Genomic DNA, 23,707 nt, shown 5'->3' with positions numbered 1-23,707 from the left:
CGATTCGATGGAATAGCCGGCATCTGCCGGAGTTTCAAGCTCAACGGCGGGCATACGCCGCCCGTCCGCGCTTGATGGCGCTGAACAGGCGAACGGTTCAATTCGAATTAACAGCCGGGAAAATATTGCGGCGACAGGCGAATGAACTTGGCACTCCCGCGGCTGTGCAGCGACACCCAGTGGGCTTGACACAAGGCATGCAGCGCCCGCTTGCAACGGACTTCGTCGAGACCAAATCCAGGGGCCATGTCCGCGAGCTCTCCTCTAGTGACAAACGGACGGCGGCACCGGAGAACATGGACATGTAATATGTGCACGAGTATGTCAATGTCGTTCTTCTCCACCGCTGAGGGCTCTTTCGAGCGCAAAAGCACCTGGCTCGTCTGCTGCGCCAACCAGAACCCCAGCTCGGCAGCAACCCGCATCGTTGTGTCCGAGATCAGCCCTTCATCGCCTTCGAAGCGATGAAGGGCGGCAGCAATTCGCGCCATGAGAACGGGAAGCCGCAGTAGATACGGTTCCATTTCAGGCAATTGTCCGACGCTCCAGAACCGCGCCTTGATCATTTGCGGCATGCTATCGAGCATGCGACCTGCGGCCTCGGAAAATTCAAGAACTACCGGGTCGAAGGTGCCATCGCTGCGCATGCGCTTACGCGCATCACGTGCCAACGAGACGACGCGATCGTCATATTCCTCGAGTGCCGCTTTCTCCAGCGTGTGCCCGCTCGGTGCGACCATCGGGCTTCGAGACGGCACGTCCAGAAGCTGGACACGCGACAGAAAACCAGTCTTGAATGCGTTCGCGCCATGCCTGTGCAAGTACTCGAACAGTGGGCCGGGCTGCGTCGCGATGACCATCGAAAGGAATGCCTGCGGGATTGACTCAGTACCTGTGGAAATTCGCTCGTTCTTCGCAAGACGTGCGTCATGTAGCGTGCAAAAGTCTGCAAAGGCGTTTGACAGCTTGCTTGTCAAAAACCGAACGCCCTCGTCAAGCACAATCCCAGCGGATGGCCACGTGGTGTGCAAACGACGACGCAACGCTTGAATAGTTGCGTCCTCAGCAAGCCATGACGCGGTGCGCGGCGATCGTGGCTCGTCGGGAAACAACGCGCTCAATCGCGCACTGAGGCAGCTAGGATCCCCCCCAGCCGCAATTGCTTCATCGATTTCGCGTGTAAGCCGACGGACTTGCGATCGCCACACCACTCGTTTCGCGTGGTAGTGGCGATACAGCTGCGCGCTGCCTTCATTCGCCTCGATCTCCGCCTGCCGGAATGGTCGCAGTAAGCGCGTGAGCACCGTTGACTTTCCACTCGCTGGAGGCGCACTGACAATGAAATAACCCGTGATCGGCGAGAGCGTTCCGTTTCTCAGGTGAACAGACACACCGTCCTGACATGCGAAGGCAGTCATTCCGAGTAACAAGAACAGTGTCAACTCATCCGCCGCGCAGCAGTTGTGTCGAAGCTCGTCGAAAACCCGCTGGAAGCGCGTACCAGTAATTTGCGGCATGCCGGTTCCGACATCCCTATCCACGCTAGGAAGAAGGTATCCGTTCATCACAGAGCCTCCCCGCGCAGAAATTTCGCCACGGCGTCGGCACTCCACATGAGCCGCCGGTTCGGAAGCTTGATAGGCGTCAAGCCGAAATATGAGCCCGTTTGCGACCAGCGCTTCCGAACCGTCTGAGGCTCGATTCCAAAGACGTGAGCGACCTGCTCTGTCGTAAGGCGCGGCTCAAAATGTGGAGATGCGCAATCGCTGGTATCGCGCGTGTGGTTTAGCGCGCTCTGAGCTCGAACATCAAAATCTCCTTGCTCGACGCACGCCAAGTTTTTGCTTACACCCTTGCACCGCTTATCAATTGAAGTCATTTGTGACCCCTCAAAACGATCACTGGTCACAGCAGCAATCTACGTTGAGTGAGGTCCGAAAAATCCCTGCAGCCTGCGTGTCGGACAATGTCACGCAGATGCCTGTTGAAGACGCAAAGCCCCAGTGACCGCAACGGACAAAGAAGCGGTGCAGCGGCAACAACTAGTCGACAACAACGGGATATAGGGGCGTGCAGTGGCACTCTCGATCGAGCGTCCGCCCGACAAGAGGCATCCGAGGCGCAAAAATTTCATGCGCATTCGGACAATGCTGACCATCAGCGGCCAGCTTCACTACAGCTAAGCAGATAGGATGTTTTGGCTATTAGCCTCAACCCTAATGGGTGTATTTGCGATGCTTGGGTGTCTTGATACTGGAGCGGCAACCTGTGACGGAGCGGCTGGCAGGATTTTACATGTATTTATCCCAGCTAGGGGCTTCGAGCATCTTTGATCAACGCTTTCCCAAAACTCCATCGATATCTCATGCTCGGAGACACTGGAAATAGAAGCGGCCCAAGGATTTCCGCACTAGGCCACTGACTCGCAGCACGTGCGGCAACAGCGCCGGAGCGTATCCTGTACACGCGTCGGTCAGCCGGCGCTCAAGATCGTCCGTCAGTGCTGAGCACTCGTCCAGACGCGGCAACAAGGTACTCAAGCGCGCCTTGCTCCCGTCCACCTTCAGCACTGCGAGATGGTGTCTCACGGATGAATTTTCGCGCAAGGTCCAGCAGGCGAGGCCCATAACTAAGCACTCATCGCACTGCCAAGGCGACACTGCGACGTTCTGTTCGCCATACTGCGTGACGGCGCCATTTACCAACCCAAGTCAGCCCCTAATGCATTACGCAGGACATAGGAGCGGAGCACCCCTCGTGGTGACGGTCAAGAGATAGCGACGACGCTCGATGGCGCGCTCAATGTCGATCGGCGTGGATTGCCGTTGACACAGAACGCCTACATGCCGCCTACACATAAAAAGATAGACAAGTCATCGCGAAAATTTCCATCCCCAACTACTTGAAAAGTATAAGTAATAAAATAATTGATTCCTCACACATCCGGATCCGGAATCCGCGCCGACTGAATCACAACCAGCGTGTCCCCTGCCTCGATCCTGCAAGGCGGGTCCTCGTAGAACGAAAAAATCTTCCCGCACCGATCGAGCCCGACGACGATCGCACCCGGCACGACGTTCGTCATGCAGCCGACCTCTTGCGGCATCGCCTCGCGCTCCAGCAGCGTCGCGCGTCCGCGCGTCGACAGCATGTCGTTCACGAACGGCACGATATAGCGGCTATGCACGGCGTCCGCGAGCAGCAGCGCACCGATCTTCGTCGACGACACGATCACGTCGGCGCCCGCCTGCCGCAGTTGCCGCTGGTACAGGTTCTCCTGGATCCGAACGACGATCTTCGTATCGGGCGCGATGCTGCGCACCGACAGCGTCAGCAGGATCGCGGTCGGATCATCGGTCACCGAAATGATCACCGCCTTCGCCGAACGCACCTGCGCCTGCTGCAGCAGATCCTCGTGCGCGGGATCGCCGAGCAGCCCGGTCACGCCGAGCGACGTCGCGGCCTCGAGCGCCTGCTGCTGCGAATCGATCACGATGACCGTCGCCGGATCGACGCCGCTCTCGAGCAATTCGCGCACCGCGATCGAGCCCGACAGGCCATAACCGCATACGACGATGTGATCGGACAATTGCTTTTGCAGGCGTTTCATGCGGAATTCCTCGACGACGCGCTGGATCACGAACTGATAGGCCGTGCCCAGGAAAATGAACCAGATGACGATGCGGATCGGCACGATGAAGAACGCATCGATGAGACGCGCCCGTGCGGTGACGGGCACGATGTCGCCGTAGCCGACCGTCGCGACCGTGACCATCGTGAAGTACACGAGATCGGCGACGGTCATCGGCGTGCTCTTGGTCGAATCGCGCAACCCGTCGCGATCGAGATACAGCACGAGGAACGCGAGCGTGCACAGCAGCGCGACCGCGCCGAGACGGAACAACAGTGTGCGGCGCGGCGACGTCGCGCGACGCGTGAACAGCGTGCGCGCGCGCGGCGCCTGCCACGGGTTGCGCGCGCGGCGCAGGCGTGAGCGCAACGAGCGGCGCTGGGCGGAGGGCGATGCCAACGGGGAATCTCCTGAAGGATGCGGGCTCGATTCTACGATGGGTCGGCCGCGACCGGCCGACGTCATCACATCGATTCGTCCGCTACAACATGCTGCGCGGCCGCACCATCGTCCCGTCGACAAAACGCTGCGCGCGAAATGCCGACAGGTCGAGCGACGGCGCGCCGGTGTCGATCCATTCGGCAAGCAGCCGCCCGACGATCGGCCCCATCGCGAAACCGTGGCCGCAGAACCCCGTCGCAATCGCGAGCCCGGACGGCGTGCCCGGCGCGTCGATCACCGGAATGCCGTCGGGCAGCACGTCGATCAGGCCGGCCCAGGCCTCGACGATCTGCGCGTCCTTCAGCGCGGGAAAGATCGTCTTGAGTTTCGCGAGTGCACGCGGCGCATGCGCGCGATTCGGCTGCGGCTGCGGATCGCGCGGCTCGATCGGCCCGGTCGCACCGTTGATACGCGCAAGCGCATCGCGCCAGGCAGCCCCGTTCACGTGCAGCCGGAATTTGTCGCGCTGCGACCAGAACTCCGGCCAGAACAGGCTCAACCCGCGCAGGTGGCCGAGCGTCAGGTCGACGTCGACCTGCATGTCGTCGGCGAGATTGATCGCGCCGTTCTTGCGCTGCCGGATGCCGAGGCCGTGCCCCCACACCGTCGACGCCGACACCGGCGGCACCACATTGGTGCGCATGCAGGTACCGCGGACGGCCTGCTGCGGCAGCCGGATGCAGACGCCGTCGAGCAGCCGGAAGCTGGTCGCGCCCGCCGCGCAGATCACGCGCCGCGTGCGGATCGTGCCGCGCTCGGTCACGACGCCGACCACCGCGCCGCCGGCCGTCTCGATCGCGGTCACGCCGCAGCCTTCGAAGAAGCGCGCGCCGGCCTCGACGGCACGCGCGGCGAACGCGGCAGCCACCCGGCGCGGCTCGGCCTGCCCGTCGGTCGCCGTATACAGCCCGCCGAGCGTGCGTGCCTGCGGCGAAAGGCCGCTGACGCGCTCGTCGATCTGCGCGCGCGTCAGCGTGCGCGTGTCGAGTCCGTGCTCGCGCGCGACCGCGAGCCACGCGTTGAACGACGCCCAGTCCGTTTCGTTGTCCGCAATATAAAGACAGCCGCCCTGCCGCCATTCGAGATCAAAACCGAGGGTTTCCTCTAACGCTTCCCAGATCCGCATGCCGGCCATCATCAGCGGCACCTCGGCAGCTTCCCGGCCCTGCTGCCGCACGAAGCCCCACGCCCGTGTCGACTGCTGCCCGGCGATACGCGACTTGTCGAGCACGACGGCCTTCAGGCCGCGCAGACCCAGGTAATACGCGGCTGCGCAGCCCATGATGCCGGCGCCGGCGATCACGACGTCGGCGTCGGCCGGGAATGGCGTATCGCCAAGGGTCAGGGCATCGTGCAGCGGATAGGTGGTTGTCATTGCTTCCTGTCAGGGGTTAATGCATCCGGATACGGGCGGCGGTGGTAACGTCGTGACACACCTTTCACACAAACGCACCTTTCACGACGCTGAATAACGACCATTTTGCGGTAAAGTTATCTTTTCCGCGCGTGGCCGGTCGGCTCGCCCCTGGACGTCACGAAGACTGTCCGTCGAGACTGCCGCAAGGCGTCGTTCTGAACGTCACGATCCGTTCCCGTAGCATGACCACTGAAGCAATCACCACGGATTCCCTCGCGGTTGCCGAGCGCGTGCGCGAGCTGATGACCCGCAACGGCATCGGCAAGCGCCAGCAGACCACCGAGCTATGCCGCATCCTCGACCTGAGCTTTTCGCAAGGCCATCGTAAGCTGCGCGGCAGCAGCCCCTGGACGCTCGCGCAGATCAAGAAAGTCGCCGAAGCGTACGGCGAACCCGCCGCCCAGCTGTTCGGCGCGCAAACGCTCGACCCCGGCATGGTCGGCGCCTATTCGCAGGAGGCCGTACTTTATGCGGGCGTCGCCGAGATTCCGTGCACCGCATGGATCGGCGCGCCGCTCGAAGCCGGCGCGCGCCCCGAATTCGTCGCGTACGAACAGAACAGCCGCTGGCGCGTGCTGCGCCACACCGGCGTGCTGTACCAGAACGCGTACGACGTGCACAAGATCGAGATCTATCCGCGCCGCGCGGAGAGCGACAAGCTCGTCGTCGCGGTGATCGACCCCGATCGCGTCAGCGCGACCGAGCTGTGCCGCTATCTCGAACGCCAGGGTTTCGCGACGGCCGCATTCGACGGCCTCGCGCCGTTCGTCGACGCGCTGCAGGGCCAGGCGTTCGACGCGGTCCTGACCGAATGGCTATTCGACGACAGCACGGCCGCCACCGCGATCAAGGCCGTGCGCACGTCCGACAACCCGGGCGCGCCGATCTTCGTGCTGACGGGCGACCTGCTCACCGGCCGCGCGAGCGAGGCCGACATCAGCGAAGTGATCCGCGCGTTCGACGTCGTCTGCTACGAAAAACCCGCGCGCATGGCGATCCTCAGCGCCGATCTCGCGAAACGGCTCGCACGCGGGTAACGTCCGCGGGCCGTTCCCCGTCCGGACGGCCATCGTCCGCGCGGCACGGCGGTCGTGAACAGGGTCGTGGATCAGTACAATAGCCGCACCCGTTCACGCCCACGCCGGCATCCGCCGCCCGACGCCATGGCCCGCCTCATCCCCGACGACTGGAAAAGCCTCGCCGCGACCGGCGCGGCCGAACGCGAGCGCGAAACGCTCGCGGCCCTCGAACACGCGCTGCCCGACGGCTACACCGTGTATCACGGCGTGCACTGGACGCGCGCCGACCAGGCGTTCTCGGTGTTCGGCGAGGCCGCGTTCGTCGTCGTGAGCCCGGCCGGCCGCGTGCTGCTGATCGAGCAGAAAGCCGGCTTCCTGCGCGAAACGCCGAAGGGGCTCGTGAAGGTCTATCTGCAGAAGGAACGCAACGTCCCGATCCAGCTCGCGCGCACGCAGGAAACGCTGCACCGGCGCCTGACGGCCGCGCTCGGCGCGGGTGTCTACGGCGTCGAGGCGCTGCTGTACTGCCCCGACTACTCGATCCGCGACGCGTCGATCGCCGGCGTTGCGGCCGACCGCATCGTCGATGCGTCGCGCAAGGCGCAGCTCGCGCAGGTGATCCTGCGGATCCTGCCCGAGGACGACGAGCACTTTCCGAACGCGCCGAAACTCCACCATTTCCTCGCGGACGAGCTCGCGCTCACGCCCGATACGAGCGCGCTCGTCGGGCAGGCCGGCACGCTTGTCACGCGGCTGTCGGGCGGGCTCGCCGCATGGGCGCGCCAGCTCGAATTCGCGCCGTTCCGGCTGCGCGTCACCGGCACGGCCGGCTCGGGCAAGACGCAGCTCGCGGTGCAGGCAATGCGCGATGCCGTCGCGGCCGGCAAGCGCGTGCTCTATGTGTGTTTCAACCGGCCGCTCGCCGACTACATCACGCGCATCGCGCCGCCCGGCGCGAAGATCGCGAATTACCACCAGCTGTGCGACTGGGTCGCGCGCGACGGCGGTTATACGCCGGACTTCCAGGTGCCCGGCGAATTCGAACGGCTCGAGGCGCGCTTCGCGCAAACGCCCATTTCCGAACGCTGGCGCTTCGACGTGCTGGTCGTCGATGAAGGACAGGATTTCCATGCGCCGTGGGCGGCCGCGCTGGAACGCCTGCTGGTGCCGGACGGCGCATGGTGGTGGCTGGAAGATCCGCTGCAGAACCTGTACATGCGCGAGCCCGTCGCGCTGCCGGGCTGGGTCACGCTGAAGGCGCTCACGAACTACCGGAGCCCGCGCGACCTGCTCGAATTCGTGCGCGACATCGTCGGCAGGGTCGAGCCGCTCGCGGCCGAGCTGCGCTCGGGCAGCCCGTTCGACGGTTCGGATCCGTCGGTGTCGGCGTACGGGGAAGAAGGCGCGTCGCAAGACGCGTTGGCCGAAGCCTGCGTCGACGCGACCAAGCGGGCGATCACGCACGCGCTGTCGCTTGGCTTTCGCAAGCAGGACATCGCGGTGCTGTCGTATCGCGGCCGCGAAGGCTCGGTGCTCGCGCCGCTCGACCAGCTCGGCCCGCACCGGCTCAAGAGCTTCACCGGCAAGTACGACCTGTTCGGCAACCCGGAATATCGCGAAGGCGACGTGCTGCTCGATTCGATCTACCGCTTCAAGGGCCAGTCGGCGCCGTGCGTGATCCTCACCGAGGTCGACTTCGACACGCTCGACGCGCGTGCCGCGCGCAAGCTGTTCGTCGGTGCGACGCGCGCGACGATGAAGCTGCTGATCGTCGCGTCGTCGCGTGCGGCCGCGCAGCTCACGACCGTGACGTAATCGGCAGGCGACGGCGGGCAAGCGCCCGTCGTGTCGCCGCCCACCGTCGCTCAAGCCACCCGGAACGCCCCCACCGCGCGCCGCAACCCATCCGCCTGTTCCTCCAGCGAAGCCGCCGCAGCCGCAGCCTGCTCGACGAGCGCCGCGTTCTGCTGCGAGACCTGGTCCATCTGCGACACCGCGCGGTTCACCTGCTCGATCCCGTCGCGCTGCTCGTTCGACGCGGCCGCGATCTCCGTCATGATGCCCGTCACGCGGCCGATCGCCTGCTGGATGTCCTGCATCGTCGTACCGGCCACGCCGACGAGCCGCGAGCCGTTCGCGACGCGCTCGACCGACTCGCCGATCAGCGTGCGGATTTCCTTCGCCGCCGACGCCGAGCGTTGCGCAAGCGTGCGCACCTCGCCCGCGACCACCGCGAAGCCGCGGCCCTGCTCGCCGGCACGCGCGGCTTCGACCGCCGCATTCAGCGCGAGGATGTTGGTCTGGAACGCGATCCCCTCGATCGTGCCGATGATGTCGGCGACCTTCTGCGAGCTCTGGTCGATCTCGTTCATCGTGCCGATCACCTCGCCGACCACGGTCGCGCCGCGCGTGGCGATCTCGCTCGCGGTGTCCGCGCAGGCCTGCGCCTCCACCGCGTTGTCCGCGTTCTGCTTCACGGTCGCGGTGAGCTGCTCCATGCTCGCGGCCGTCTCCTGCAATGCGGACGCCTGTTCCTCGGTACGCTGCGACAGGTCGGTGTTGCCGGCCGCGATCTGGTGCGTCGCCGTCGAAATCGCCTCGGAACCCTGGCTGACCTGGCGCACGGTGTCCGCGAGGCTGCGCTGCATGCCGGTCACGCCGTTGACCAGTTCGGCCATCTCGTCGCGCGACGACCAGCGCACTTCCGACGTCAGGTCGCCTTCCGACAGGCGGCGGAAATGCGACAGCAGGCGGTTCACCGGCTGCGTAATCGCGTAATGCAGGCCGATCGCGCAGCCGAGGCATGCAGCCAGGCCGAACGCGATACCCGCGATCGCGCCCGCACGCATCCAGCCGTAGTAGGTCTGCGCGGTGTCGTACACCTCCTTGCCGCGTGCGCCCTGGTACGCATCGAGCGCATCGGTCGCCTGCGTGAGCGCAACCGACAGCGGCGGCGCGACCGACATCAGCAGCCGGTCGGCCTCGTCGCGGCGGCCGTCGCGGACCGCGTCGATCATCGGCCTCAGCGCCTGCCCGATCAGCGCCTGGCGCGCGGCGTCGAGGCGGCTCGCGAGCGGGCCTTCGTCGCCGTCGTGCGGCATCGACGCGTAGGCGCGCCACGCGGTGTCGGCCTTCGCGAGATAACTCTCGGCCTTCTTGACGAGATCGGGCACGTCCGGCGCTTCCGGGTGCAGCAGCGCGCGGTCGAGCGTCGTGCGCACGATCGTCAGGTTGAGACTGGCCGTCGACAGCGCGGTCTTCGCCGCCAGCTGCTGCGTATAGGCCTCGTCGAGCGCGCGGTTCGAGCTCTGCATGCCGGCGAGGCCGATCAGCCCCGACACGACGAGCAGCGCGGCGACAAGGCCGAGCGTGGAGAAGATCCGCGTGCGGATCGAGAAACGGGAAAACAGGGCGTTCAGGTTCATGACGGGACGTGAGCGGTGAAAAGTGCCGCGGCAATCGGTCCGCAGCACGCTGTATTACGGTTTGCCTGCAAAAAACTTGAGTCCAGCCCCGCTTTCCGGCTGATCCCGGTCAATTTTTTGCGTCGGCAATCTACTGTTACTGTTGCAACAAATCAAGCCCAGGCAGAAATTGACTGGTCAACTATCAATCGCTATAGTTCGAGCCAATTCCCTGCCATGGCAGATATATCGATGACTACCGACACCCTCCTCACTCCGCCGGCCGCCGAAACGGCCCGCCGTGACGCGCCGACCGGGCTGATCGTCGCCGCGCTGCTGCTCGTCATGCTGTTGTCCGCGCTCGACCAGACGATCGTGTCGACCGCGCTGCCGACGATCGTCGGCGAGCTCGGCGGGCTCGACCAGTTGTCGTGGGTCGTTACCGCGTACCTGCTGTCGTCCACCGTCGTGCTGCCGTTGTACGGCAAGCTCGGCGACCTGTACGGCCGCAAGATCGTGCTGCAGGCCGCGATCGTGCTGTTCCTCGCCGGCTCTGCGCTGTGCGGCGTCGCGCAGGACATGACGCAGCTGATCGTGCTGCGTGCGCTGCAGGGGCTCGGCGGCGGTGGCCTGATGGTCGTGACGATGGCCGCGATCGGCGATCTGGTGCCGCCCGATCGCCGCGCGCGCTATCAGGGGATGTTCGGCGGCGTGTACGGCCTCGCGACGATCGTCGGCCCGCTGCTCGGCGGCTTCCTGGTCGAGCACCTGTCGTGGCGCTGGATCTTCACGATCAACCTGCCGCTCGGCTTTCTCGCGCTCGCGGTGATCGGCGTCGCGTTCCGGCCGCACACCGCGCACGTGAAGCACCGGATCGACTACATGGGCGCCGCGTTCCTCGCCACCGCCCTCACCTGCGTGATCCTGTTCACGAGCGAAGGCGGCTCGCTGCTGCCGTGGACGTCGCCGCAGCTGTGGATGACGCTCGTGCTCGGCGTCGTCGCGATCGGCGGCTTCATTTACGAAGAACGGCTCGCGGCCGAGCCGATCATGCCGCTCGAACTGTTCCGCCATCGCACCTTCGTGCTGGTCAGCCTGATCGGCTTCGTCGTCGGCATCGCGCTGTTCGGCTCGGTCACGTTCATTCCGCTTTACCTGCAGGTCGTGAAGGGTTCGACACCGTCGCAGGCCGGGATGCAGCTGTTGCCGATGATGGGCGGGATGCTCGTGACGTCGATCGTCAGCGGCCGGCTGATCTCGCGGCTCGGCTCATACCGGATGTTTCCGATCCTGGGCACACTGACCGGCGGCATCGCGATGGCGCTGCTGTCCACACTGACGCTCGATACGCCGCTGCACACGATGTATGCGTACATGGCGCTGCTCGGGATCGGGCTCGGCATGGTGATGCCCGTGCTCACGCTCGCCGTGCAGAACACGGTCGAATTCCGGCACATGGGCGTCGCGACGTCGGGGGCGACGCTGTTCCGCTCGATCGGCGGCTCGCTCGGCGTCGCGGCGTTCGGCGCGCTGTTCTCGCACGGGCTGCAGTCGCGGGTGACGGCTGCGCTGCCGGCCGGCACGGAGCTGCCGCCCGCGCTCGGCCCGGCCGCCGTGCACCAGTTGCCGGATGCCGTGCGCGACGCGTACCTGCATGCGTTCGCCGGTTCGCTGCACGTCGTCTATCTCGCGGCGGCGACGGTCATCGCGATCGCGTTCGTGCTCGCGTGGTTCGTCGAGGATGCGCCGTTGCGCAAGCACAACTGACTTGCCGGTGAACCGCGATGCAGCCGCCGGCCGCCTCGCGATTCGCCGCCACCCGCCGTTACGGCACCAGCACGACCCCGCCCGTCGTCGCACGCGACTCCAGCAGCCGGTGCGCGTCGGCCGCCTGCTCGAGCGGCAGCCGCGCGCCGATCTCCACGTGCATCCCGCTCGCCAGCCGTTCGAGCGTCGCGCGCGCAGCCTCCCGATAACCGTCGACGTCGCGCGCGATGAAGCCGAGCACGCTCGGCCGCGCCAGCGCGATCGAGCGCGCCGGCCCCAGTTCGTCGAGATCGAACGTGTGCCGCGCGCCGATCGCGGCCACCTGCCCGATACTCGCGACCATCCCGAACGGACGGACCGCACCGAGCGTGCGCGTCAGCACGTCGCCGCCGATCCCGTCGATCGCGTAATCGACCCCGGTGCCCCCGCCGAACGCGCGCGCCGCCGCGACGAAATCCTCCTCGCGATAATCGACGACCGCCTCGGCGCCATGCGTGCGCACGAGCGCGGCCTTCGCGGCCGACCCGATCGTGCCGATCACCCGCGCGCCGAGCGCACGCGCCCATTGCGTCGCCAGCAGTCCTACACCGCCGGCGGCAGCGTGCACGAGTACCGTGTCGCCCGCGCCGACCTGCCGGACGCGATGCATCAGCATGTAAACGGTGATCCCTTTCAGCAGCCCGGCGGCCGCTGCGTCATCGCTCAAGCCGTCGGGGATCGGCACCACGCGCTCGGCCGGCATCGTGCGCAGGCTCGCATAGCTGCCGGTCGGCATGCCCGCATACGCGACGCGCTGGCCGGGGACGAGATCCGTCACGCCCGGCCCGACCGCATCGATCACACCCGCCGCCTCGACGCCGAGTGCGTCCGGCAGCGCGGGCAACGCATGCGCGCCCGTCCTGAAATAGATGTCGACGAAATTCACGCCGATCGCGGTCTGGCGAATCCGTACCTCGCCGGCATCGGGCGGCGCGACGGGTGCATCGACGCGGCGCAGCACGCCGGCGTCGCCGTAGCGGTCGATCCCGATCCGGATGGCGGTCGTGGTTTGGGTCATGACGTTCCTCACAATCGAATGAAGTGACACGATCATCCCATCGTGCATAATCGATCGGAATTCCCGTTGATCGCCCATCTACTGTGCAAAATTCGACCGATCAAGCATCCACACCCGCGGCCGCGCTACCGATGAGCTGGGACGACATCCGCTACTTCCTCGCGGTGATGCGCGGCGGCAGCCTGTCGGCGGCCGCGCGGACGCTGCAGGTTCAGCATTCGACGGTCGCGCGCCGCATCGACGCGCTGGAATCCGCGCTCGGCATCCGGCTGTTCGACCGGCTGCCGCGCGGCTGGCCGCCCACCGACGAAGGGCTGCATCTTGCCGAGCACGCCGCACGCCTCGAAGCGGACGCGCATACGTTCGCGCGCGCCGCCCAAGGTGCGGCTGCACTCGACGGCGTGGTGCGCGTATCGGCGTCACCGGTGTTCGCCAGCCATTTCCTCGCGCCGCGCCTGGCCCGCGCGCAGCGCGCATGGCCGGCGCTGCGGATCGACCTGATGGGCGAGATGCACGCGGCGAACCTGTACGCGCGCGAAGCCGATCTCGCGGTGCGGCTGTCGCGGCCGACCGAGCCGGGGCTCGCGGCGCGCCGGCTCGGCACGATGCGCTTCGCGCTGTGCGCGTCGCCGGAATGGGCGAGCGCGCCGCCCGACACCTGGACGTTCGTCGGCTACGACGACGCGCTCGCGCAAACGCCGCAGCAGCAGTGGCTCGAGCGTTTCGCGGCCGGGCGCCGTTTCGCGTTCATCGCGAACGACCTCGCCGCGCAGCATCGCGCGTGCGCGGCGGGCGCCGGCGTCGCGCTGCTGCCGCGCTTTCTCGTCGACGATCCGGCCGCGCAAGCCGGTGCGCCGCTCGTCGAACTGACCGCCGCGCCGCGTTGCGATATCGAGCGCGAAATCTGGCTCGTCGTCCATCCGGACGTGCGCCGCTCGCCGCGCGTACAGCGTGTTGCGGATGCGATCGCCGAGGCGGTTCGCGCGGCGGATGGGCGGCTCTGATGCCCCGGCCTCGTCAGAACCGCTGCTGTAGCCCGGCCATGATCCCCAGTTGGCTCTGCCCCGTTTCGACCGTGCCGCCGGCGGCGACCGCCTTGCCTGCGCTCGCGCTGTTCAGCATGTAGCCGACCGACGTATAGACGCGCGTCCGCTTGGACAGCTGATGGTTGGCGCGCCCGGCCAGCAACGTCGCGTTCGCATTGCTCGCGGGCCCGCGTTGCAGATAGCGCGTGCCTTGTGCATCGAACGTGACCGCAGGCGTCAGCGCATAGGCAACGCCCGCGAAGACAATATCGGTCTGCAAATGGCCGGCCGCCGCGACGTTGTTCCTGATCCATCCCGCACCGAGCTTCGCGCGCCCCATCATCGCGTAGCCGCCGACGACGCCGTGCGTGCTCGTATGGGCGCTGCTGTCGAGCGGCGCCGATGCGCCCGCCCCGCCGCGCTTCACGTCGTAGGACACCGCGACGCCAAAGCGCGCCGCGTCGTAAGCGACCAGCGCCGTATATTGCCGGCACGCGAGCGGATTGCCCGGCACCTGCCCCGCGCAGCCGGTCGCGGAAGGCCCGGCTGGCCCGGCGGCATCGCGGCCGAAGCTGTAGGTGCCGCCGATCGTGAGCCCGCGGAACTTGCCCAGGTAACCGATCGCGTTGTCGCTGCGCGCATTCGGCAGATAGGCGTCGAAGTTGCTCGGCGAATGAACGGACGGCCCGATCACGTCGGCGTTGGCCAGCGCATGGGCCGTCATGTTCATTTGCCTGCCGAGCGTGAGCGTTCCGTATGCGCTGCTCAGTCCCACGTTCGCCTGCCGGCCGAACAGTCGCCCGCCGTAGTTGAGCCGACCGGTGCCTGGCTGAAAGCCGTTCTCCAGCACGAAAAACGCCCGGTTGCCGCCCCCCAGGTCTTCGATACCCTTCACGCCCCACCGCGACGGCAATTCGCCGGTCAGATGCGGCATACCTACCGCCGATCCGCCCTGCGCCGCATGGTTGTAGTACGAAATGCCGGTATCGACGATGCCGTACAGCGTCACACTGCCCTGCGCCTGTACGGTGCCCGTCGTCGCGGTCAGCGACGACGCGAACACACTCCATCTCAGCATCGCCTTCGACGCTCTTGAATCGAGATGCATGACTGACTGTCCCCTTCACAGGATGCGGGCCGCGGCGTCGCCGTGCGCGATCGGCCGGCGGCCGCGCGCCGGCGCCGCGGATAAACCGTTCAGGACTGCCCGGCGGACGACACGTGCCGTTCGGCGGCCGAAACCGCCGGGCCGTGGCGCGACGCGGAGCGCCGCTGATCGATCAAGCCGACCGCGACGGCCGCCACCAGCGCGGGCAGCCCGATCGCCATGAAGTTCTGTGCCAGCGGCAAATCGATGCCCACCAGCACGCCAATGACGATCGGCGCCAGGATCGCGCCGCTGCGGCCCACACCCAACGTCCAGCCGATGCCGGTCGAACGGATCGCCATCGGATAGAACTGCCCCGCGTACGCGCAGTTGACGATCTGCGTGCCGATCGTCGACGCACCCGCGAGGCCGACCAGCACGAACAGCAGCGCGGTCGGCATCGGGTAGCCGAGCAGCGTGATCGACACGGCGGCAAGGAGGTACATCGACACGAGCACCGTCTTGATCGGCAGGCGGTCGGCCAGCCAGCCTCCGCCGATCGCGCCGGCCATCGCGCCGGCGTTCAGCACCAGCACGAACGTCAACGCCGAGCCGAGGCTGGTAGCCGGCGCCCGCCATCAGCCGCGTCAACCACGAACTGAGCGCGTACACCATGAACAGGCACATGAAGCACGCGATCCAGAACATGACCGTGCTGAACCCGCGGCCGTCGTCGAACAGCTGCCGGACCGGCGCGTTGCCCGTGTGGTCGGCGCGCGGAACGACATAGCAGTCGCCCGGTTGCGGCCGATAGGCGGGATCGAGCCGCTGCGCGATGCGTGCGAGTTCGTCCGTCCTGCCGTGCCGGATCAGGAACGGCAGCGATTCCGGCATCCATTTCATGAGCAGCGGAACGAGCAGCACCGGCGCGCCCGCGGCGACGAACACCGATTGCCATCCATGGGCGTCGATCATCCCCTTGCCCATGACCGCCGCCAGCATGCCGCCGACGGAATAGCCGCTGAACATCAGCGTCACCAGCGTATTGCGCACGCGGCGCGGCGCGTATTCGGTCATGTGGGCGATCACGTTCGGCATGACGCCGCCGATGCCGATGCCGGCGAGGAAGCGCGCGACACCGAACAGCACGGGCGTCGGCGCCAGCCCGGCCGCCGCGGTAAAGACGCTGAACAACGTCAGGCAGGCCGCGATGGCCCGGCGGCGCCCGATCCGCTCGGCGACGGTCCCGAACACGATGTTGCCGAACATCATGCCGAACAGCGCCGAGCTGACCATGAAGCCGGCCTGCGCGGGGTTGACGCCCATCTCGTTCATGATCGCCGGCAGCGCGATGCCGGCCACTGCCAGGTCGTAACCGTCGAACACGATGATCAGCGCGCACCAGAACAGCACGACGCCGTGCAGCTTGCCCAGCCGCGCATCGTCCGAGAGCGCCTGCAGGTTGATTTGACGCATGGAGCTTCCTTCCTTTTCCAGAGGGGACCCGGGCCCGGCGGTAGCCGTCGCATTACGCGAGTTCGACCTAGTACGATCGATCGGCCCATCAACTTAGTAGTTGTACGAATCATTGACATGAAATGCGCCGCTGTTCGTCCGGCTGCCGGCGCAGTGTAGGAAGCCACAATGATTTCCACTATCCGGAATTTGCAGGCCGCTCGCGAATCCGGTTCGTTTTTCTCGTGCCGCACGCCGCGCGCTATCCGGATTTCTCCCCGGCGGGGACGGGACTATCCGATTCTTGCGAAACTTTCGACAAGCCTGACAAAGATCAATATCATCGTTTCAGGATATCTCGCTCACAAGAGAAACCGATGTGGCACGACGCACATCCGCGGCCAGCCGATGTGCTGCACGAAAAACGCCACGCAGGAGACGCCCCATGCCCCTCACCCCGAATGCGGACGCATTGTCCGCGCTGTATCGGAATTGCGTGTTCCGATCCGGCCTGCGCACGGATGCGCACGAGCAGGTCTCGCTGGAACTGGCCGAGCATGCGCTGCGCTGGAAGCAGGGCGTACCCGACGCAGCGCTGTTCAAGGGGCAACTGAATCATCTGAGCGTCTACGCGCTGCAGTACGGCGCCGAAGTCGAAGTCGCCCCGCGCCCGTTCGACGGCTTTTCGCTCGTCCACACGTCCCTCGCGGGCGGCGCCGAAATCGAGTGCGACGGGCACGTGATGGGCGTGTCCGAAGGGCGCACCGCCGTGCTGGCACCGACGTCGCGCGTGCGCCTGCGCTGGCGAACCGGCACCCGGCAGCTGATCGTCAAGGTGCCCGATTCGCTGATGCGCGCAGTCTGCGGCCGCCGGCCCGACGACGCGGCGCCCGGCCTCGCACCGGGCTTCCTGTTGCCGACGGCGCTTGCGTCGCAGTGGGATCTGATCGCGCAGTCGCTGCTCAACGTGCTCGCCGTTGCCGACGGCGGCGGCATACGGGCCGAATGGCGCGACCACTTCGAACAAAGCCTCGCGCTGTTCCTGCTCGTGCATTGCCCGCCGTCGCCCGCCGCCGTGCAAGCCGGCCCGGCGCTGCAAGCGCGCGGCGCACCCGCGCAAGCCGGATCGCGCGGCGACATCCGACAGATGGATGCGCTGCACGAATTCATCCACGCGCGGCTCTGCGCGCCGATCTCGCTCGAGGATCTCGCCCGCGCGGCCGGTGTCAGCCTGCGGACGCTGAACGTGCTGTGTCGCCGCTATCACGGCGCGACCCCGATGGAGCTGCTGCGCAACATCCGGCTGGACGCCGCGCGCGTGCAGTTGCTGACCGACCCGGCCGCCAGCATCACCGATACGGCGCTGACGTTCGGCTTCGGGCACCTCGGCCGCTTTTCCGCCTACTACTTCGCCCGCTTCGACGAGTTGCCGCGCGACACGCAGAAGAAGCGGCCGACGAACTGAACCCCGCGGCGCCGGACGCGCGGTTACCGCCGCAGTCGCCGCCGCTCGCCATCGCCGCGGCCACCGCTTTACGCGCCGGGCAATCGCCCGCATAGTAGTGGTTTTCCCGTACCCCACCCTGTCGCTCCGTCGCCATGTCCATCTCGCCAGCCGCCTGCGTCGTCCGCGACGCGACCGAAGCCGATCTCGACGCGATCCACGCGATCTATTCGCACCACGTGCACCACAGCGTCGCCTCCTTCGAGGAAACGCCGCCCGACGTCGCCGAACTGCGCGCGCGCCGCGACGCGGTCCTGGGCCACGGGCTGCCGTACCTCGTCGCCGAATGCGACGGCCGCGTGGCCGGCTACGCATACGCGACGCCTTACCGCACGCGCAGCGCGTACCGCTTCACGATCGAGGATTCGATCTACATCGACGATGCGCAGCGCGGGCGCGGGATCGGCCGCGCGCTGCTCGCGGCGCTGATCGAACGCTGCGAGGCCGGCCCGTGGCGGCAGATGATCGCGGTGATCGCCGATGGCGGCACCGGCGGCTCGACGTCGCTGCATCGCGCGTTCGGCTTCGAGCCGGCCGGCATGCTGAAGGCGGCCGGTTTCAAGCACGGCCGCTGGATCGATACGGCGCTGCTGCAGCGCCCGCTCGGCGACGGCGCGAACACGCTCCCCGTCTCGCCATAGGTCCAGTCATGCGAATGACCGGCTCGCGCCGGCCCTTCATGCGCGCGAACGGACCCTGGCGCGCCACGTCGCGCTAGAATGGCCGCATGTCAAAACAGACTCATTCCACACCCGACGAGGCCGCGCCGGACTCCCGCAACGAGTACACGGTCGACGAGCTTGCGCGCGTGTCCGACACGACCGTGCGCAATGTCCGCGCGTACCAGGATCGCGGCTTGCTCGCGCCGCCGGAAAAGCGCGGCCGCGTCGGCATTTACGACGACACGCACGTCGCGCGCCTGAAGCTGATCAACCACCTGCTCGCGCGCGGCTACACGCTGTCGAACATCCAGGACCTGATCAAGGCGATCGACGAAGGCCACGACCTGCGCTCGATCCTCGGCCTCGAAAACGCGATCGGCGGCCGCTGGTCGCACGAACTGCCGAAAACCTATTCGCTCGCCGCGCTCGCGCAGATGTTCGGCCCGCAGGCGACCACGCAGCTGTCACGCGTCACCGAACTCGGCCTGCTCGAACGGCGCGGCCTGTCGTTCGTCGCGAAGAGCCCCGCGCTGCTCGAAGCGGCGGCCGCGATGACGAAGGAAGGCATCCCGCCGCGCGAGTTGCTCGACGTGATCAGCCTCGCGCGGCCGCATTTCGACGCGATCGCTCGGCTGCTCGTCGATCTCGTCGTGAAGCGGCTCGACCGCTACGATGCCGGCACGCTGCCGCCCGCCACCGACGTGCCCGAGCTGGTCGACGCGATCTGGCGCCTGCGCCCGCTCGCGGCCGTGTTCGTCGAAGGCGAGACGAACCGCGCGCTGGAAACCGCCGCGAGCGCCTATCTCGGCGGCCGCGTCGCGACGATCCTCGACAAAAAGCTCAGCGACGAGGCCGCGCGGCAGTCCGGCACGCCGGCATCGGAACACGACGACGAAGCATAGGCGCGCCGCCGTCATATTCATATCGGCAATGCTTCGTTTGCGGGCGCGACCGCCCATGCGACGATTCTTCCAACCGAGCGGCACAGCCGCTCGCCCGAAGACGTTTTGCATGGAGTCCGTTCGATGATTCGTTTCACCCGCTGGATCGCCCGCACCGCCGCCGTCACGCTCGTCACGCTGTCCGCGGCATCGGCCTTCGCGCAAGGTAGCGCCGACAAGGTCGTGCGCATCGGCTACCAGAAGGCCGGCCTGCTGTCGGTCGTCAAGGCACAAGGTTCGCTCGAAGCGCGGCTCAAGCCGCTCGGTTATGGCGTCCAGTGGTTCGAATTCCCGGCCGGGCCGCAACTGCTCGAAGCACTGAACGCGAACAGCATCGACTTCGGCTATACGGGCGCGCCGCCGCCCGTGTTCGCGCAAGCGGCCGGCGTGCACTTCGTCTACGTCGGCGCGGAACCGCCGGCGCCGCACAACGAAGCCGTGCTCGTGAAGGCCGATTCGCCGATCCGTTCGGTTACGGGCCTCCGCGGCAAGAAAATCGCGCTGCAGAAGGGCTCGAGCGCGAACTACCTGCTGCTCGAAGCCTTGCAGAAGGCCGGCGTGCGCTACGACGAAATCCACCCCGTGTACCTTGCGCCGGCCGACGCGCGCGCCGCATTCGAAAGCGGCAACGTCGATGCGTGGGTCGTCTGGGATCCGTACTACGCGGCCGCGCAAAACACGCTGAAGGTACGCACGCTGTCCGACTACACGGGCCTCGCGGCGACCAACAACTTCTATGAAGCGACGCGGGACTTCGCGCAGCAGCATCCCGACGTGGTCGGCGCGATCCTGAAGCAGGCGCGCGAGACGGGCCTGTGGGTCAACGCGCATCCGGCCGACACCGCCGCGCTGATCGCGCCGAAAGTCGGCCTGCCGCAACCGCTCGTCGAGACGTGGATCAAGCGTGTCCCGTTTGGCGCGGTGCCGATCGACGACCGGATCGTCGCGGCCCAGCAAGGAGTCGCCGATGCGTTCTACGCGGCGAAGCTGATTCCGCAGAAGCTGAGCGTGGCCGACAACGCGTGGAGCGACAAGAGCATCGCATCCGCGCTCGCCGCGAAGTAACGCGAACCCACGCTTCGCACAGCGTCCATACGAAAAAGGCCGACGGGCATGCTGCCCGCCGGCCTTTTCTGCATTGCCCGACGTTGCGGAATTTGGGCGGCGAGCAACTGCCCGCTTCGCCAACGTCCCCGCTTCGCGCCTCCATTGACCTGGTTGCTCTACGTGGTCACGTGCCGGCCGATGGTGTCGGCAACCGTCCGGCCGTTCATCGCCCCCGACTTCTTCGCGTCACGTTGACCTTCCGGGCGTACGGCGCCGAAGACCGGGAAACGCGCTTCCTCAAAGATCGTCGTTCGAAGACAACCACCCGGGTTCATATGCACCCAGTGCACGTGCCGGATAAAACCATCGCAGCGGCGCATCGTCGATCTGCAATGGCGGGCGAAGCCGCAATGCCGGCCCCCACGATGTGAGCTCGACGTGGTCCGCCCGATCCCGCTGATCGTCGGCTACCAGTTCGACCACCTCGCTCATCGGCTCCGGGCGCAACCGCAAGACGGCCGCCGTGCGCGCCAGCGAGGCGCGGACCTCGGTACCGACACCCTGCGTCATTCGCGTGGTCAGCCCGCGGATGGCGGCCGTCGCCATCAGGTAGCCCGTCGCATGGTCGATCGCCTGGACCGGCAGGTTCACCGGTTCATCGCTGCCCGTCACGCGCATGCCCGCCTCGGCGATTCCCGTGCTCATCTGAACGAGGCTGTCGAAGCCGCGCCGGCAACGCCACGCGCCGGTCCAGCCATACGCGTCGAGCGACACGTCGATGAGCGCGGGATTCAGTTCGCGCCGTTGCGCGGCATCGTGCCCGAGGCGCGCCAGCGCATCCGACCGGTAACCGTGCACGACGATATCCGCGCGGCGCAGCAACTGCCTGAGCGTATCGAGATCCGCGGCATCCTTCAGGTTCAGCCGCGCACAGCGCTTGCCGAGAACGACTTCGGGCACCGTACCCGGTTCTTCCCAGCCGTACGGATCGATGCGCAGCACCTCGGCACCCAGGCCCGCGAGAAATCGTGTTGCCACGGGGCCGGCGAGAATGCGCGTCAGGTCGAGCACGCGAATGCCGCGCAACGGCCGGTCGCTCGAAGGCCGCCACGCATGCGCGACGGCATCCGTCGCGGGATGAACGTGCAGCAACGGTTCGGTTGCGACCGCCTGCCCCTGCGGATGCCCGGCCCACTCCTGCGCCGAGTACATCGCCGCGGCACACCCGCCACGTTCGACGATCGCCGCCTCGAGCGCACCGGCATCCCAGCGATTCACCGCCTGCGCGACCGATTCCGCATCGGCGGCACAGCCGAGTACCGACAACGCGGCCAGTCGATGATGCGGCGCGTTGGTGTGCAACCTGATCCAGCGATCGCGCGCCCGATAGTTGCCGGCCACCGGATCCCATTGAGGCGGCATCGTCCAGCCCTGCGGACGCAACGACGTGCCGAACCACAGCGACGCCATGCGCCGGTCGACCTGTACCGCCGGCAACGTTCCCGCCGACGCATGCAGCAATTCGGCGACGGACGTCCCCGCCGCCCCGATTGCCGCCGCGGCCATGTCGGTTACGCGAAACGCGGAGACGAGTTCTCCCGCGCCGCTGAAGCTGCACGATTCGAGAAACGCCGGAGAGCCGCCGGCCGCCAGCCAGAACGTCCGCAGATGGTGCGACACCCGATCCTCGTCGGCCGCGGCCCGTTCCCGCGATATTTGATCGACACGCATGTTCGTCTCGCATGAATTTGGTGACGCAAAGATCGTCTCGCTCGCATTTGCTGTCAACGTTGATTATCCTGATCAACCTGTCGAACGATTCACTCTGCGCACGATGTCGAACTACCTGAATTCGACCGACGCCGCGGCAAGGCTCGGCGTCTCGCGGCAAACGCTCTATGCGTACGTCAGCCGCGGCCTGCTTCGCGCGGAACCTGGCGGCAGCCACCGTGAAAGCCGCTACCTCGCGGCCGACGTCGACCGGCTCGCGGATCAACGCGCGCGCGGCCGCAAGCCGAAGGAAGTGGCAAAGGCCGCGCTGAACTGGGGCGCCCCGGTGCTCGAATCGAGCATCACGTTGATCGACGGCGGCCGGCTCTTCTATCGCGGCACGGATGCGCTCGATCTCGCGAGCCGTGCGAGCCTCGAGGAAGTCGCGGCGCTGCTATGGCGAAACGACGAGCAGACCGCTTTCGGCCGCCACGTCCCCGCTACGCCCGCGGTGCTGCGAACGCTCTTCAGGCACTACGGCGACCAACGTGCCGAGCAGGCACTGTTGCCGCTCTTCACCGTCGCGAGCGAGGACGCGCCGACGGCGATCTGGCAGCAATCGTCCGATCGTCACGCACAGGGCTGCGGCGATCTCGTGCGGATTCTGGCGGCATGCCTGCTGCGCACCCGGATCGATACGGCCCCCGTCCACGTGCAATGCGCGCGGGCGTGGGGTGTCGGGCCCGCGGGCGCCGAGCTGATCAGGGCGGCGCTCGTGCTGTGCGCGGATCACGAACTGAACGCGTCGAGCTTCACGGGCCGGTGCATTGCGTCGACGAACGCGAGCCTGCGGGCCGTCGTGGTCGGCGGCCTGGCCGGCCTGTCGGGCGAACGTCACGGCGCCACCACGGCGCGCGGCGAAGCACTGTGGGATGAAATCGGCAATAAGGATGTCGAACGGAAAATGAGCGAGCGTCTCGCCCGGGGTGACGGCTTGCCGGGCTTCGGGCATTCGCTCTACCCCGACGGCGACGTGCGCGCGACGTATCTGTTGTCGCGGATCCTGCCGCGCCGCCCTCAGTGGAACAGGATGCTCGATGCAGGGAGCGCGCTCACCGGCCATAAGCCCTCCGTGGATCTCGCGCTGGTGGCACTGCGCAGACATTTGCGGCTTCCCGTCGGTGCCGCATTCGGCCTGTTCGCACTGGGCCGCTCGATCGGCTGGATCGCGCACGGGCTCGAGCAGCGCGCGCAATCCGATCTCATTCGGCCACGTGCGGTTTATACAGGAACATGGCCGGTTGGCACCGGTGTCGAGCCGGATCGCGCACGATCCCGCGGACGATCGGGAAAGCAGCGAGCGACGCCGCACCGTGCTGCTCCGGCAGACGACATGCTTTCCGCTTTCTTCAGGAATCGATAGCTTTTTGCTCGATGCCGCGGGCACGCAACATCGGTGATACGCGAATGCCTCGCCGGCGGACGGAGGCAGCCACCCGCTGACGTTTCGCGGATGTCGCCAACGGATCGGCAAGGACCT

At 66.8% G+C, this 23,707-nt stretch carries 16 protein-coding genes and 2 pseudogenes; 10 read left to right on the top strand and 8 right to left on the bottom strand.

Going from position 1 to position 23,707, the window contains the following annotated elements:
* Positions 1-107 precede the first annotated feature (107 nt).
* Positions 108-1,517, bottom strand: a complete 1,410-nt coding sequence (locus tag ABY44_RS33820; protein WP_193759695.1) for a DUF3987 domain-containing protein — start codon at positions 1,515-1,517, stop codon at positions 108-110.
* 934 nt (positions 1,518-2,451) lie between these two features.
* Between ABY44_RS33820 and ABY44_RS33815 the strand changes: the two are divergent.
* A pseudogene (locus tag ABY44_RS33815) lies at positions 2,452-2,741 on the top strand (IS110 family transposase); the annotation flags it as partial.
* Positions 2,742-2,935: 194 nt separating this feature from the next.
* On the opposite strand, the gene ABY44_RS33810 reads toward ABY44_RS33815, so the two are convergent.
* Complete coding sequence (locus ABY44_RS33810; protein WP_027789331.1) at positions 2,936-4,030, bottom strand: potassium channel family protein; 1,095 nt, start codon at positions 4,028-4,030, stop codon at positions 2,936-2,938.
* An 82-nt stretch (positions 4,031-4,112) separates the two neighbouring features.
* A complete protein-coding gene (locus ABY44_RS33805; RefSeq protein ID WP_060173466.1) occupies positions 4,113-5,447 on the bottom strand; it encodes an NAD(P)/FAD-dependent oxidoreductase in 1,335 nt (444 codons plus the stop codon).
* 224 nt (positions 5,448-5,671) lie between these two features.
* Between ABY44_RS33805 and ABY44_RS33800 the strand changes: the two genes are divergently transcribed.
* Complete coding sequence (locus ABY44_RS33800; protein ID WP_060173467.1) at positions 5,672-6,526, top strand: helix-turn-helix domain-containing protein; 855 nt, start codon at positions 5,672-5,674, stop codon at positions 6,524-6,526.
* A gap of 126 nt (positions 6,527-6,652) precedes the next feature.
* Positions 6,653-8,323, top strand: coding sequence for an ATP-binding domain-containing protein (locus ABY44_RS33795; protein ID WP_060173468.1), 1,671 nt, complete (start codon positions 6,653-6,655; stop codon positions 8,321-8,323).
* 50 nt (positions 8,324-8,373) lie between these two features.
* On the opposite strand, the gene ABY44_RS33790 is transcribed toward ABY44_RS33795, so the two are convergent.
* The gene (locus ABY44_RS33790) at positions 8,374-9,933 is read right to left on the bottom strand and encodes a methyl-accepting chemotaxis protein (RefSeq protein ID WP_060173469.1); all 1,560 of its coding nucleotides are present in this window, start codon (positions 9,931-9,933) and stop codon (positions 8,374-8,376) included.
* A 231-nt stretch (positions 9,934-10,164) separates the two neighbouring features.
* Between ABY44_RS33790 and ABY44_RS33785 the strand changes: the two genes are divergently transcribed.
* Positions 10,165-11,679, top strand: coding sequence for an MDR family MFS transporter (locus ABY44_RS33785; protein ID WP_060173470.1), 1,515 nt, complete (start codon positions 10,165-10,167; stop codon positions 11,677-11,679).
* Positions 11,680-11,737: 58 nt separating this feature from the next.
* Here ABY44_RS33785 and ABY44_RS33780 read toward each other — a convergent pair whose 3' ends face one another.
* Entirely contained in the window at positions 11,738-12,736 is a 999-nt protein-coding gene (locus ABY44_RS33780) for a quinone oxidoreductase family protein (protein ID WP_060173527.1), read from the bottom strand.
* A 131-nt stretch (positions 12,737-12,867) separates the two neighbouring features.
* On the opposite strand from ABY44_RS33780, the gene ABY44_RS33775 reads away from it, so the two are divergent.
* Entirely contained in the window at positions 12,868-13,740 is an 873-nt protein-coding gene (locus tag ABY44_RS33775; RefSeq protein ID WP_060173471.1) for a LysR family transcriptional regulator, read from the top strand.
* Positions 13,741-13,753: 13 nt separating this feature from the next.
* Here the strand turns inward: ABY44_RS33775 and ABY44_RS33770 are convergent, their stop codons facing one another.
* Together ABY44_RS33770 and ABY44_RS33765 are read right to left on the bottom strand one after the other, a co-directional pair.
* The gene (locus ABY44_RS33770; protein WP_060173472.1) at positions 13,754-14,839 is read right to left on the bottom strand and encodes a porin; all 1,086 of its coding nucleotides are present in this window, start codon (positions 14,837-14,839) and stop codon (positions 13,754-13,756) included.
* A 119-nt stretch (positions 14,840-14,958) separates the two neighbouring features.
* A pseudogene (locus ABY44_RS33765) lies at positions 14,959-16,324 on the bottom strand (MFS transporter).
* Between the two features lie 424 nt (positions 16,325-16,748).
* On the opposite strand from ABY44_RS33765, the gene ABY44_RS33760 reads away from it, so the two are divergent.
* From ABY44_RS33760 to ABY44_RS33745, 4 genes are all read left to right on the top strand, one after another.
* Entirely contained in the window at positions 16,749-17,768 is a 1,020-nt protein-coding gene (locus ABY44_RS33760) for an AraC family transcriptional regulator (RefSeq protein ID WP_060173474.1), read from the top strand.
* 134 nt (positions 17,769-17,902) lie between these two features.
* On the top strand, positions 17,903-18,448 hold the full coding sequence (locus ABY44_RS33755) for a GNAT family N-acetyltransferase (RefSeq protein ID WP_060173475.1): 546 nt from the start codon (positions 17,903-17,905) through the stop codon (positions 18,446-18,448).
* Positions 18,449-18,534: 86 nt separating this feature from the next.
* On the top strand, positions 18,535-19,371 hold the full coding sequence (locus tag ABY44_RS33750) for a MerR family transcriptional regulator (protein ID WP_021156869.1): 837 nt from the start codon (positions 18,535-18,537) through the stop codon (positions 19,369-19,371).
* A 123-nt stretch (positions 19,372-19,494) separates the two neighbouring features.
* Positions 19,495-20,475 (top strand): sulfonate ABC transporter substrate-binding protein, encoded by a 981-nt coding sequence (locus tag ABY44_RS33745; RefSeq protein ID WP_048022540.1) that lies wholly within the window; start codon positions 19,495-19,497, stop codon positions 20,473-20,475.
* Between the two features lie 279 nt (positions 20,476-20,754).
* On the opposite strand, the gene ABY44_RS33740 is transcribed toward ABY44_RS33745, so the two are convergent.
* Positions 20,755-22,188 (bottom strand): CoA transferase, encoded by a 1,434-nt coding sequence (locus tag ABY44_RS33740; RefSeq protein WP_431643380.1) that lies wholly within the window; start codon positions 22,186-22,188, stop codon positions 20,755-20,757.
* A gap of 103 nt (positions 22,189-22,291) precedes the next feature.
* Here ABY44_RS33740 and ABY44_RS33735 point away from each other — a divergent pair, with 103 nt between their 5' ends.
* Positions 22,292-23,590, top strand: a complete 1,299-nt coding sequence (locus tag ABY44_RS33735) for a citrate synthase family protein (protein ID WP_060173477.1) — start codon at positions 22,292-22,294, stop codon at positions 23,588-23,590.
* Positions 23,591-23,707: the final 117 nt, after the last annotated feature.

It is taken from the genome of Burkholderia sp. ZZQ-2 (assembly GCF_050768715.1).
GTDB classification, from domain to species: Bacteria; Pseudomonadota; Gammaproteobacteria; order Burkholderiales; family Burkholderiaceae; genus Burkholderia; species Burkholderia cepacia.
Note: the sequence above shows the minus strand (reverse complement) of the source record. Positions and strands in the feature narration are given on the sequence as shown.

Coding starts and splice junctions, on each gene's coding strand:
- ABY44_RS33770 (WP_060173472.1), bottom strand. CDS start 14,839: ATGCTGAGATGGAGTGTGTTCGCGTCGTCGCTGACCGCGACGACGGGC.
- ABY44_RS33745 (WP_048022540.1), top strand. CDS start 19,495: ATGATTCGTTTCACCCGCTGGATCGCCCGCACCGCCGCCGTCACGCTC.
- ABY44_RS33795 (WP_060173468.1), top strand. CDS start 6,653: ATGGCCCGCCTCATCCCCGACGACTGGAAAAGCCTCGCCGCGACCGGC.
- ABY44_RS33780 (WP_060173527.1), bottom strand. CDS start 12,736: ATGACCCAAACCACGACCGCCATCCGGATCGGGATCGACCGCTACGGC.
- ABY44_RS33740 (WP_431643380.1), bottom strand. CDS start 22,188: ATGCGTGTCGATCAAATATCGCGGGAACGGGCCGCGGCCGACGAGGAT.
- ABY44_RS33755 (WP_060173475.1), top strand. CDS start 17,903: ATGTCCATCTCGCCAGCCGCCTGCGTCGTCCGCGACGCGACCGAAGCC.
- ABY44_RS33775 (WP_060173471.1), top strand. CDS start 12,868: ATGAGCTGGGACGACATCCGCTACTTCCTCGCGGTGATGCGCGGCGGC.
- ABY44_RS33805 (WP_060173466.1), bottom strand. CDS start 5,447: ATGACAACCACCTATCCGCTGCACGATGCCCTGACCCTTGGCGATACG.
- ABY44_RS33800 (WP_060173467.1), top strand. CDS start 5,672: ATGACCACTGAAGCAATCACCACGGATTCCCTCGCGGTTGCCGAGCGC.
- ABY44_RS33785 (WP_060173470.1), top strand. CDS start 10,165: ATGACTACCGACACCCTCCTCACTCCGCCGGCCGCCGAAACGGCCCGC.
- ABY44_RS33760 (WP_060173474.1), top strand. CDS start 16,749: ATGCCCCTCACCCCGAATGCGGACGCATTGTCCGCGCTGTATCGGAAT.
- ABY44_RS33750 (WP_021156869.1), top strand. CDS start 18,535: ATGTCAAAACAGACTCATTCCACACCCGACGAGGCCGCGCCGGACTCC.
- ABY44_RS33820 (WP_193759695.1), bottom strand. CDS start 1,517: ATGCCGCAAATTACTGGTACGCGCTTCCAGCGGGTTTTCGACGAGCTT.
- ABY44_RS33790 (WP_060173469.1), bottom strand. CDS start 9,933: ATGAACCTGAACGCCCTGTTTTCCCGTTTCTCGATCCGCACGCGGATC.
- ABY44_RS33735 (WP_060173477.1), top strand. CDS start 22,292: ATGTCGAACTACCTGAATTCGACCGACGCCGCGGCAAGGCTCGGCGTC.